The organism is Marinobacter lipolyticus SM19 (assembly GCF_000397065.2).
In the GTDB taxonomy this organism is placed as follows: Bacteria; Pseudomonadota; Gammaproteobacteria; order Pseudomonadales; family Oleiphilaceae; genus Marinobacter; species Marinobacter lipolyticus.
The window spans coordinates 153,508-165,650 of record NZ_KE007326.1; the positions used below are offsets into that span (position 1 = coordinate 153,508).

At 56.0% G+C, this 12,143-nt stretch carries 10 protein-coding genes; 2 read left to right on the plus strand and 8 right to left on the minus strand.

Going from position 1 to position 12,143, the window contains the following annotated elements; all coding sequences use genetic code 11:
- Window positions 1-41 precede the first annotated feature (41 nt).
- Together MARLIPOL_RS12750 and MARLIPOL_RS12755 are read right to left on the minus strand one after the other, a co-directional pair.
- Window positions 42-2,066 carry a PA domain-containing protein gene (locus MARLIPOL_RS12750; RefSeq protein ID WP_012138577.1) on the minus strand — a complete coding sequence of 675 codons (2,025 nt, stop codon included), beginning with the start codon at window positions 2,064-2,066 and terminating at the stop codon, window positions 42-44.
- Window positions 2,067-2,299: 233 nt separating this feature from the next.
- On the minus strand, window positions 2,300-3,190 hold the full coding sequence (locus MARLIPOL_RS12755; protein WP_012138578.1) for a prenyltransferase: 891 nt from the start codon (window positions 3,188-3,190) through the stop codon (window positions 2,300-2,302).
- 143 nt (window positions 3,191-3,333) lie between these two features.
- On the opposite strand from MARLIPOL_RS12755, the gene MARLIPOL_RS12760 reads away from it, so the two are divergent.
- Together MARLIPOL_RS12760 and MARLIPOL_RS12765 are read left to right on the plus strand one after the other, a co-directional pair.
- Window positions 3,334-4,155 (plus strand): YciI family protein, encoded by an 822-nt coding sequence (locus MARLIPOL_RS12760; protein ID WP_012138579.1) that lies wholly within the window; start codon window positions 3,334-3,336, stop codon window positions 4,153-4,155.
- A 21-nt stretch (window positions 4,156-4,176) separates the two neighbouring features.
- The gene (locus tag MARLIPOL_RS12765; RefSeq protein ID WP_012138580.1) at window positions 4,177-4,662 is read left to right on the plus strand and encodes a VOC family protein; all 486 of its coding nucleotides are present in this window, start codon (window positions 4,177-4,179) and stop codon (window positions 4,660-4,662) included.
- 121 nt (window positions 4,663-4,783) lie between these two features.
- On the opposite strand, the gene MARLIPOL_RS12770 is transcribed toward MARLIPOL_RS12765, so the two are convergent.
- From MARLIPOL_RS12770 to MARLIPOL_RS12795, 6 genes are all read right to left on the minus strand, one after another.
- Window positions 4,784-5,233 (minus strand): nuclear transport factor 2 family protein, encoded by a 450-nt coding sequence (locus MARLIPOL_RS12770; RefSeq protein WP_012138581.1) that lies wholly within the window; start codon window positions 5,231-5,233, stop codon window positions 4,784-4,786.
- Window positions 5,234-5,352: 119 nt separating this feature from the next.
- Entirely contained in the window at window positions 5,353-6,612 is a 1,260-nt protein-coding gene (locus MARLIPOL_RS12775) for a DUF1329 domain-containing protein (RefSeq protein WP_012138582.1), read from the minus strand.
- Window positions 6,613-6,627: 15 nt separating this feature from the next.
- Window positions 6,628-8,172, minus strand: coding sequence for a DUF1302 family protein (locus tag MARLIPOL_RS12780; protein ID WP_145768789.1), 1,545 nt, complete (start codon window positions 8,170-8,172; stop codon window positions 6,628-6,630).
- A 113-nt stretch (window positions 8,173-8,285) separates the two neighbouring features.
- A complete protein-coding gene (locus MARLIPOL_RS12785; RefSeq protein ID WP_012138584.1) occupies window positions 8,286-10,712 on the minus strand; it encodes an efflux RND transporter permease subunit in 2,427 nt (808 codons plus the stop codon).
- Window positions 10,713-10,737: 25 nt separating this feature from the next.
- Window positions 10,738-11,706 (minus strand): WD40/YVTN/BNR-like repeat-containing protein, encoded by a 969-nt coding sequence (locus tag MARLIPOL_RS12790; protein WP_012138585.1) that lies wholly within the window; start codon window positions 11,704-11,706, stop codon window positions 10,738-10,740.
- Window positions 11,707-11,757: 51 nt separating this feature from the next.
- A complete protein-coding gene (locus MARLIPOL_RS12795) occupies window positions 11,758-12,141 on the minus strand; it encodes a c-type cytochrome (RefSeq protein ID WP_012138586.1) in 384 nt (127 codons plus the stop codon).
- Window positions 12,142-12,143: the final 2 nt, after the last annotated feature.

A 12,143-nucleotide genomic window follows, 5' to 3' on the forward strand; every position in this document is an offset into this window, starting at 1 on the left:
GTCCCGGGCAGCATTGCGCTGCCCGGGTACCATTCTGAGGTTCAGGGTGTCACCGGTCCATTGCAGTAAAGCACGTCCGTGGCGTCTTCGCAGGTCCACTGGAAGATCCACAGTCCGGTGTTGCGATCGGTACCGAGAATGTACTGTTCACCATCCACTTCCGTGACATGGACTCCCCAGAAGTTCGAGCCCGCCGCGTCGCCGTATTCGTCGCCGGCGATGAAACGTCCAACTTCGTGCATGTTCCAGGACACCACGCCTTCGCCCTTGCTGTTGTCATGCAAGTGTCCTTCACGCCATTCGACCGCGCGCATGCCCAGTGAATACCAACTGATGAAGGTGCGGTTCGGGTTCGAAGGATCGATTTCCAGGTTATGCATGGTCAGGTCGCCAGCGCCGGTCGCCAGTGCCGGGTCGGTGACCTCGGCCGGGGCGTAATAACCCATCTCGCCCAGATAATCCACGGTAACGGTTTCTGCGTCGGGCCCCATGCCGCGCTGCACCGTGACCTGGCTTGAGGTGTTGTTCAGAGTATGGAGATAACCCCAGCCATCGAAAGCGGCGCCCAGCGTGGCCACCAGTCCCAGCGAGCCGGGTGCAGGCAGGGCCGGATTGGAGCCTTCGCTTCCGGGGCATAGGCTCGGGTCGTAGCCAGCGATCCCTAGTGCAGCAAAGCCCGTGGAGCGTGGAACGAACAGCATCGGGATGCCCGCCTCAACCAGCATTGACACCGTTGCTTCGCAGTTGTCGGGCGCTGCTGAGTTAAAGACCACGCCAGCGCTATAGCCGGCAGCTTCGACGGTCTGGGCTTTCAGGGTAAAGGAGCAAGCGCCACGTTCAATGAGCGCAATGCCAGCGCCCACATCGGCAGCCGGCGTTAATGTGCCACCGCAGGCCTGGCCGACAAACGCGGTCTGCTCCATCAGTTCTTCGACGTCGGCGCCCGGGCCGATTTGTGGCACGTCACTGCCCTGGCTTGCCTGGTAGGCTTCGCCATCCACAGTCACGGCGGTGAATAGCGAGTCGAAGTCCTCGTCCCCAGCAAAGATCTTGTCAAAGCCGGGGCCAGCAAACACCGCTGCATGGGCGTTGCCTTCCGGGGGAGAAATACCATGCACCGGGTCCGGATCCGGGTAGGTGGAATCGCTGAGAAAGACCGGGTTGTAGGGATCGTTGATGTCGAGTGTGATAAACCCTGCATCCCAGTAGGACAACACCGCCTGCCAGTTTTCACCGGGCCCCGGATCCATGTCGTTGATCCAGATGTCGTGCAGTAGCGATGCGGCAAAACTGCCCATAAACAGCTGACCGTCATCCGCAATCTCCGGGTTAGTGGCGAGCCAGGTTTCAATGCCCGTAGTGGTGATCAGCTTGGGAGACTGGGGCTTGGTGATATCGGCGATTTTCAGGTCGTCGGTGGCGATATCATCAACGATCAACAGGTAGGTATTGCCGCTTGCGGTGGTCCACGCAAAGGTATTGTGCACCGGGAAATCAAGAAAGTTCTGTTTTAACGCGTGGGGCTTGGCGGGGTTGCTGACATCCCAGAGAGAGATTCCGAATTGTCCCTGTTGATGGCCCCCGTTACCGCCGCCAACCGCCAGCCCATTGCCAACCAGTGGGCCGCATGGTTCGAGTGAGTGGATCAGTACATCCCGGTCACCGATACGGGTGACTTTAACGTCATTGATCCGGGTCTGTGGGGGAGACTTGATCATGCCAACCGTAACCGGATTGGCAGGGTCGCGAATGTCTGAAATGTAGACACCGGCGCGGGTGCAGTCTGGCTCCTGGAAGGTGCCGATGTAGGCGTACCCCTCGTGAGCCCAGATATCGGTGTAGAGCCCGCTCGAAATGCCACCGAGGGTATCACGACCGATCACACTGAAGCCGTAGTTAGTGTTGGCCGGTACATGCCCATCCGGTAGTGGCGTATCGTGCAGTAGGTGTTTGTTGTCAGCTTTATCGCCATCGGAGACGTGATTTTCGTCTGCCAGTGCGTAGGTCGATAGAGTTGCAGATAAAGCGATCGCTGCCAGCGAGCGCCAGTTGTGAGTTAGTGTCATGATGCGGTCCTTGTTTTTTAACGGCGTCATCCCTGATCCAACGCAGTTTTTACTGAAATCAGTGCAATGACAGTCCCGTTTTATTGGTTTTTTTCACTTTGCATCAGGTATTACTTCCAACATCGATACCTGCAAAAACAATAGCAGCTTTGCAGGACTACCTTAGTTGGTTTCGAATTATCAGCTTTATGGTCATTCCGGTTTGTTCTTAAACAGAAACCTGCATCTGTTCCTTACCCCTGCCACAACCCTACCCCCAATAACACCAGCGTGGTCAGCAGTGTGGCAACGTTCACCCCGAGCACCGGGGACAATTTGCTGTTGTCATCCAGCGCATGGGGCAACCGCCAGGCCACCCAGAGCGCCGCCGGTAACGTGAACATTGCCAGCCCGCTGGCCGCAGGTAGCACCCCTACTATCATGGCAGCACCCAGCAGCAGATAACTTCCCAGCGACAACACCGCCACCACCGCTGCAGCCACCTTCAGGCCAAGCACTATCGACAGATGGCGACGACCGGCCTGCCGATCCGCCGCAACGTCGGGGAGCTGGTTGATCAGCAGCAACTCGCTGCCCCACAGCATCACCATCACGGCCACCAGGATAGAACTCGCATCCGGCTGGGCGCCCAGGGCCACCTGCGTGCCCCAAATCATCACCGGCCCAAAGCCCAGTCCGGGTGCGAGCAGACATAACCAGGGTGAACGGGTGATCCATTGGGTGTAGCTGATGATCAGGACAAGCCCGCCCACCCCGAGCAGCAGCATGGGGAGGCCGCGTAACCACAGAAAATAAAGGCCGATAGCCGACATCGTGGCCATGGTCATCAGTGCTGCAACCAGAACCTTTGGCGCCGCCTCTGGCCGGTCCGGTAACGCGCCGCTGCCACCGGAAAACGGGGTGCGGGTGGTGGCCAGGTCAAGCCCGGAGCGGAAGTCCTGATACTCATTCAACAGGTTGACCGCAGCATGGGCCAGCAGCGCCCCAACCAGGACCAACGCCAGGTGCACGCCATCCAGTGCTGCCATCTGCCGCCAGGTCAAAACAATGCCCAGCGCTACGCACAAGGGTGCAAGTACCAGAAAGTTCGGGCGGCTTGCCCTCAATACCATTGCATCCAACATATTCTCTCCTTAGGGGCTCGCCTGTATTTATCAGTCTCTCAGTCCCAATCCAAGAAGATAAGATATAACGAGCGGTGTCGATTTCCACCCGCACTGTCCGACTTACCAGTGAAGACAACCAACAATCATTGGAGGACGACAGTATGAAATACATGTTGATGCGCAAAGCCGATGCCGACACCGAGAATGGCGTATTACCCACGGAAGACATCTTTCAGGCGATGGCCGACTACAATGACCGTATGACACAGGCCGGAGTGTTCATCGATGGCAATGGACTGAGACCAACCCGCGAAGGTTGCCGCATTCTGTTCCGCAACGGCGAGCCGACCGTTGTGCATGGTCCGTTCGAGCAAGCCGGTGAGCAGCTGGCCGGCTACAGCGTGCTCGAGGTGAACTCCCTGGAAGAGGCTATCGCCTGGGCGAAACAATGGCCCCCGGAAGATGCCAACGGCAATGTTACCCTTGAGTTACGAAGGTATTTTACGCTTGAAGATTTCGAGCCCAGCCCGGCACTTGAGCAACACCGATCTCTGGGACAACTACCCCGGGAGATGAATGTGCATGTGGCGTTTGCCGGTAACTGCCGGGAAGCCATGGAATTTTATGCAGCGGTGACCGGTGGCAACATGGAGGCCGTGATTGCCTACGGGGAAACACCGGCGGCTGAAGATGTGCCCCCAGAAATGCATGATCGCGTCATCCATGCGTCCCTTAATCTCAGGGGCCGTCGGCTAATGGGCGCGGATATGTCGGGAGATTGCTACCATCCACCCCAGGGCGCCCAGATTCATCTCGAATACGAAGATACAGATCAGGCGGAGCGGGTTTTCCATGCGCTTTCAGACGGAGGTGCGATCATTATGCCGTTTGAAAAGACATTCTGGGCACATCGTTTCGGAATGACCAAGGATCGTTTTGGCGTTCAATGGATGATCAGCAGTCAGATTGAACATTGCCAGTAAGACACAACAAGGAGAAATAGCATGACGGAGCACGCAAAGAATACCATTTGCCTTTGGTTCGACGGCGGTGCCGAAGAGGCAGCGAACTTCTACGCGGAAACCTTTCCCGACTCATCGGTTGGTACCGTCCTTCGCGCGCCGGGAGACTATCCGGCCGGATCGGAGGGAGATGTTCTAACGGTGGAATTCACTGTCCTGGGCATTCCCTGCCTTGGGCTCAATGGCGGCCCAGCCTTTAAGCACAGCGAAGCATTCTCGTTTCAGGTTGCCACCTATGATCAAGAGGAAACCGATCGGTACTGGAACGCGATTGTCGGCAACGGCGGCGAAGAGAGCGCATGCGGGTGGTGCAGAGACAAATGGGGGCTGTGCTGGCAGATTACGCCGGTGGCTTTGACAGAAGCGATCGCCGATCCCGATCCTGCCGCGGCCAAGCGTGCATTCGATGCGATGTTGACGATGGGAAAGATCGACATAGCGACCATTGAAGCGGCGCGTCGAGGCTGATGCCATAAAAAAGAGGTCATCCCTGACCTATCAAGAGGCACAACAACGCTCAAATGTGTGGGTGGCAGGACATCGGCGGGCATTGATTCATACCCGGCGCTAATGCTGTTTCAGTTGTTGCTCAGAGGGCTCTGACCTTGCCATCAGCTAACCATGGATAACGCTCGGTATCGGCACCCTCATAATCCGGGTCCAGGTATATGAAACAGCGCTGGATCTTGAAATCCCGGATCTCAAAAACATCACACCAGCGCCCCGCGTGTGTTACGCCGGCTCTCCATTCAACACCACTCTTGGTTTTTCCTGAGGTGGTACCTTCCACCACCACAAGATCGCCTTGCTGGACCAGGTTGGTGTACGCCACGTTGTGATTAACTTCCGCGAGGATGCCCAGAAGGTCCCCGAACAACGTTTCGATTTCCGCCCTGCCGGTCGCAATTCCCCATTTAGGAAAAAACACCTGGGCGTGGTCATCGAACAGCTCAATGATGCTGTCACCACGGTCCATACGTCTGAAATATTCCAGCGCAATGGACTTGCGCTGTTCGTCCGTCATCACTTTGGTTTCCATAGAGCTAACCTCTAACCATGAAAGTCTTTGAATCCAGTTGTCACGCCAGATGGCTGATCCGAATATCGATTCAACCCTGGCTAAGCGGGCTTGCCACTTCCGGGCAAGCCCGACGGCCGTTAGCGGGCGATCATCTCCAGAGCGCTCAGTGATATATCACGAGGCGAAATGTCAGGATCGTTCAGGCTGTAATCGCGGAAAAGGAATATCGAAGCGTGCTTCGATTTGAAGTCGATGACATGACCTTGAATCGAGGAGATATACTTCATCCCATCCTTCCCGACAGATGGCGTCGTTTGAAAGTTAATGAACTTCCAGAATTCACCTTTCTTGTCATAAGCTTCGCCCTGGTACAGCTTTGGATAATCAACATCCATGTACACCACTTTCCTGCTGTACGGATGCTCTTCAGGGGCAGTGCCCTCAATCACCCACACTTCCCGTGGCTGCCATTTCTGGACAGGGTTCCAGTAAGGAGGATTCTTCAGATCCACCGTTGCCCATTCCTCCGGGGTTCCTGCTTTATCAGGGTTGTACCCCATATCCGCATCACTGATCGCCAGAATCCAGCGTCGACCAACCACCTTGATTTCCGGATACCAGGAAGGCCGGGCATTCCACACGTAGATGTCATCGTTGAGAAAGTCCAGGCCACCGATCGGGTCCATCCAGGCGCCGCCAGAGAGGCGCCGGGTGCGTCGGGCGGAGCGAATATACGCCCAGCTGTCTTCAACTTTCGGCTCATCGTAACGAACCGTAAAAGTGCCCACCCCTTTGATGTCCTGCGGTGCTGTCGCCACAAAGAGTGTTTTCGTCAGAATGGAACCATCACCCAGAACCGGTTCCCCCCCACTCAGGCGACCTTTGTGGTAGTAGCGCTGAAAGAGCCAGTCCTGGGTTTTTTCCAACCCGTTCTCGCCGTCAATCAGCAGGAAGGTCGCTTTGTTATCCACCACATCGCCTTCGGGCGATGCGTAGTAGAAGTTCCAGATTAGCTTTTCGCCGGCGTGGGGGTCGTCATCCGATACGTTGGGGAAAGGTATGCCTGCCACCCACCCGGTAACTTCCCGTGTTTCGGGGTCATAGGTGGCCTGGCCGCCGTACTTTTCCGTGGCTTCAATGTAGCTCGGGTCTAACTCTATTGGAGCCGAGTGGCTGAGCGGAATCTGGAGATTCCAGTTACGGATCTGCCATTCCAGTTTATCGGTCAACAGACTGGCAATGGTGTGGCCTTCAAACGTATCGTTCATGACCTCGTCCAGGTTGGACTTATCAATCACGGTACCTGCCGGCAATTCAGCCGCAACGGACCATGACGCAGACAGACTGGCCACGGCCGAAAACAGGAAAGGGACACAGAGTTTTTTTACGTTCAGCATGAGATAGCTCCCAGATTAGAATTGGCGCGTCAGACGGAAGAGAAGTTGATTGTTGTTGGCAAATCCACCGAACAGATGGGTGTCCCGCTCAATCTCGCCGGGTTCCTTCTGTCCGTCGTGGAAGAACAAATCAGCCTCTGCCCGCAGTCGCCAGCTGTCGCCCATGACAAATTCAACACTCGGAATCACAAAACCACCGCCGTTACTCAAATCGGTACCCACAGCCAGCATCGGGTTGATAGAGTCGTTCTTGTAGTTCAGTCCGAGGATGGCGGTCAGCAGTGTGGTGTGTTCTTTGATCGGCGCTCCGAAGCCCACCAGCTCTACGATGTCATCGTCTCGGTCATAGGACTGGATCCATTTATCAAACACTTGCACGGAGAAGAATGACGGGCGTTGGGTTCCCAGCAATGACTGCAGGTTCAGGTTCTTATCCAGCCGAACCATGGTCTGCAGAACATCTTTCTTCTTGATGCCACCAAAACCGGGCAACGCGCCGCCAAAGAAGTTTGTACCGACATTGAATGCGGCGTCCTTGGTGTAAACGATTTCAGTGCTGAGTACCGAATCGATCGATGGGACATAGCCATTGAGCGTGACCCCGAACAGGTCAATCTCGGGATGGATAAAGTCACCCAGCGTACCTTCCGGTGCCTCCTTATAGGGAGCAAAGGCCGAGTTGACCACCGGGTCGTTATTGAACGTCTTCAGGTAAGCGATCGAGTAACCTATCCCACCGGCAAAGCCAGACCAGCGGACACCACCGGTTGGATCATCGGCATCACCATCGGAATGGTCATGGTTAGTGGTGAGTAAGCCAGGAGCCAGGAAATCAATGCCCTTGTTCGGCTGCAACGCCCAACGCCCACCGAACAGGTCGTAGGTATTGCCAATGTCCTTATCACGATCCAGGCCAGGACGGAGAAGCAACTGCAGGCTGCCACCGGCTTCCGGTATGTCGATCGTTGTATCAACCAGAATCAGGGGCTTACGCAATTCATCACTCTCCGGCTCCAGGAAGGAACGCCAGCGGTAGTCGAAACCATGGACCACATCCATAGCCCGGAAGAAATCAGTTTCTCCCCAGACCACCTGTTGCTTACCCACCCGGAACCTGACCCGGTCCGTGGCTGAGTAATCAAAGTAGAATTCCCGCAATTCGCCCTGGTTGTAGGTATCTGTCAGGTCACTGCCGGGGCCACCGGGCGTCGCAGCCTGGTTCTGATCCTCCAGTCGTTCCAGATAATCCGTTTTGTACTCGGCATCTGCCCGACCGATGGCCTTCCAGTACAGGGGGCCGGTTTTGAGATCCGCATCCAGCATCAATGAACCACGCACCATGGACGGATCCCAACGATCGTCTTCGGGCGTTTCGGGAGGGTTCTGTAAGTTAAAGGACGTCCAGGCACGCACATACCCTCCAATACGGAAGTTACTCGTGTCCCAGCCCAATATTTCATCGGCACCATGGGCCACGCCAGAACCAAGAGCCATGCAAGTAATTAAGGCTCCGGCGCCACCACGACCCGTGAGGCGATACCACTTACTCAGTGTCTGCATATTCCATCCTCGATAACTGACTTATATTTGTTGTTTACCTATCAAGTTGGCCGGGGGCTTTCGGAGCCCGAACTACACATTCCCTCTGCACTAGCCAGCACGCTTCACTTCCACTACATGACTTTCTCCATTGTCTGTGTCGCCGGACTGGCGAACGGTTTTTGAGGTTTTGGCTGTGTTTCACTTGCAACATCCGCCGGGCGGACACTTCCAGCCGTAATGAAATCCGGCCGCAGGACATAGACCATTGAGGGCACGATAAGCAGGGCACTGACTGCAGAAACGAAGAGCCAGATGCCCATCAAAATGCCCATATCGGCCTGGAATCGGAGGGATGAGGCCCACCACAGGACAACGCTGGCTGTGAGTGTCAGCGCGGTGATGAGTACGCCTTTGCCGGCGGTGCGAAGAGAATTGACGATCGCCTTTTTGAGATCGCTGTCTTTATGTAACTGCTCACGGATGCCATCGACGATGTAGATGGCATAATCCACTCCCAGACCTATACCCAGGGCAGCCACCGGCAATGTGCTGATGTTCATGCCGATGCCTTGCCAGGCCATATAACTGAAGGTGACGGTATTGGCGAGCACGACCGGGACCATGAAGAACAATCCCGCCACGGTCGAGCGGTAGGCTATGGCGCAGAAAATAACGAGAACCAACAGCGCCAGAGCGATGCTTTCCACCTGCCCGACCAGAATCACTTCGTTAACAGCGGCCAGCGTACCGATCAGGCCACCCGCCAATTGGTACTCGCCCTCGGCGATGGGGTTCTGTTCCACATACTCTTTGACTCGGGCAATCGCCGTGCGAATGGTCTCTCCCTTGTGGTCACGGAAGTAGAAGGTCAGTGCGGCATCCTGGTACTGGGGATCAGCAAAGCGGGCCATATCGCCGGGATCAGAACCGGAAGTGTACATATAGAGAAGTTCGCCGTTCTCACGCCGATCCGCACCAAGCTCCAGATGACGTGGATTCCCTTCCCAAAGCACACTGCGCACTGACGGGATAACATCGGAGACCGACAAGCTGCCCCCCACTTCCGGCTGGGCAGCCATGAACTTCTGCAGCTCGCCCATGTTCCTGAGCACAAACGGTTCCTTGACCGCATCAGGCTCATTGCCTGAGAACACAACCAGCATCTGGTCGGCGCCCTGGAACTGGCTGTTGATGGCGGCAGAATCCTGGTTATATGTGGAATTCGGCCACAGAATGGGCGACCCCGGCTCAGCATCGCCCACCTGGATTTTCGTCGCGTAGAGGCCGGAGACGACAAAGGTCAATACGGCCATCGACAGCATGGCGAAGCGCCAGCGGGAGGTTGCGATATGGATACACAGGCTCAGCACACGCTGGATAGCTGCGGACAAGTCCAATCCATGCACATAGCCATCGGGTTTCTTGATCCAGGACAGCAAAACAGGCGTCAGGACACAGGCGGTCAGGATAATGGTTAATACCCAGATGGTTCCGATGACCGCCACTTTCTCCAGCAGGGGGATGGGGGTAAGCATGACGACCATAATGCAACCGGCATCGGTCATGACTCCCAGAAAACCAGGCTTGAAAAGCTGGAGCATGCTTGCCTGGGCCGCCGCCGTAGTACTTTCGGCGCCTCGGGCAAGCTCATCGTCGAAACGGGTGACTAACTGAACCGAATGGGAAATAGCGCGCGCGGTGATCAGGAAGGCAATGACGATGACCAGGGGATCAAGGTTGAATCCCAACAATTGCGCGGACCCCAGTGCCCAGATGGCACTTGTTGTCCCGGCCAACAATGGTAACAGCGTACCCCTCCAGGTCCGGGCAATGACGAACAACAGGGCAATCAGACTGCAGATCGTCAGCAGAAATATCTGCAACGTTTCCGGCAGGTAGTGATTGACCCAGCCATACAGGATGGGCTCTCCGACTATCCGGACCCTGACATCGTCATCCTGCACCGTATCGGCAATGCCACTGATCTGGGAGAAAATCCGCGAGTAGTCCAGCTCATCGTCGTAGAAATCAACGGTGATAAGCGCGGCCTTCAGATCCTGCGAAACATAAGCCCCATGAACCAGGGAATTGGATAGCACCGATTCTTTCAGCTCCGCGAGCCCCTGATCATCCGTTGGTACATCAGGCCACATCAACGAACGCACATCGATGGCGTTGGTCGAGCCTCGAACCTCTTTCAGCTTCTTCGATGCTAACGAGGTAATCTGAAACGGATTAACGCCATCGACTTGCTGCAGATCCTTGGTCACTTTCTGCAACTTGCTCAGGAAGTTCCGGTTGAAAATGTCACCCTGCTCGACTTCGAGCATAATGCTGACCAGGTTCGAACCACCAAAGGTGTTCTTGATCTTTTGATGAACCTGCACGTACGGGTGATCCTGTGGCAACAGGTCCTCAAACACCGTCATGATTTCTACCCGCGACGCGGCAACCAGCATGATCGCTGTCACCACCATGTAGGCAGACACAACAAACAGCCGATAACGAATACAAGCTTCAACGAAATGCTGAAGTTTCAGAAAATTGGAATCTTTCACTTTGGCCCCAACTATTATTGTTTGATCAGTGACTAAGGATTTTCAGCGCCCCGTTCTCTACCCATGCCAACGTGGCGCCGGCCAGGTAATAGCCGTCTTTTTGATGCGTTACTTCGGTATACCAACGACGCGTTTGCTGACTGCTCCGTGCAGGTTTCCATTCCGTTGCGCTGGTACCCGCAGTGAGTACAACGCCATCTCCACCTGCGGCTATCCAACGCGTTCCGTTCCATGTCACATCGAACAAATGCTCCGCTGTAACCGGGGCCCTTACCGTCCACTGTTTGCCCCCATCGCTGGTTGTCATCACCAGCCCGGACATACCGACGGCCACTCCATGACGCGAATCCCTGAATGCAATCGCCATCAGGCTGTCTTCCACCGGGCTGTCTACAACTTGCCACGAGTCCCCGCCATCGGCTGAAACCCGGAGGTTCCCGAACTCGCCAACCAGCCATCCGCGACGACCAACGAAGAAGATGTCATTCCAGGAGATATCCTCCTGCTCCGCGGTCGACTCCCAGGTCATGCCGAAATCGTTGGAGCGCAGCGCCATACCACCAGCGCCCACAACCCAGGCGACACCACCCGGCATGGTTCTGACCCGAACGAATTTGTTGGCAATGTCGGAACGGGGTACCTCAACCTCATGCCAGGACCTGCCACCATCCTTCGTCGTCAGCACGACTCCGTCGTTTCCGGCAGCAACGGCCCTTTCTGAATCCCAGGCTTCTATATCCTGCAAGGTGTCATTGACCGGAGTTGGCTGGAGCTCCCATGATTTGCCCTGATCGGTGCTGTGCACGATCTTTCCGCCGCTGCCCGCCGCCCAGAACGCGTCCGCCGACGGCAGAGCAATACCGTAGAAGCTGTCCCCTCGTTCAAAGATGGGTTTCAGGACGCTTGAACCCGCCGGTTCCGGCCGGATAAACAGGCCCGCATATAACAGTCCACCGACAACCATCAGTGGCACCATGGAAATAAGAAATTTCATTACTCGTTTCACTTGATCCTCCAAACACTCCGAACTCATTGGGAACTGCGCTCAGTTACTGGACTCGAAATACTGAATAATCAGCTCACGCTTACCGGGATCATCCTGGAAGTACGTCATGGCACTGCCGGGGGCGAGGGCCTGGGTATCGGCAAGCCAGGCGTCCAAAAGTTCGCGGCTCCAGGGCTGGCCGCCAAGCCGCTGCAGGAAGCTGTCCGAGTAGTCATAACCGGGCGCTGAGCCCGCGGGCCTGTCTAGCAGGCCATGCAGGTTCGGACCCATTCCGTGTGGTTCATCGCGCTTGAAGGTGTGGCAGGCCCCGCAATGACTGGCCGTCAGTTTTTCCGACAGGCTGACCTCTTTCCCCTGCGCCATGGCTTGCCACCCCGCTAGAATCAGCCCCACTATCACTAGCCTTTTCGTCGTGCTACGCATTT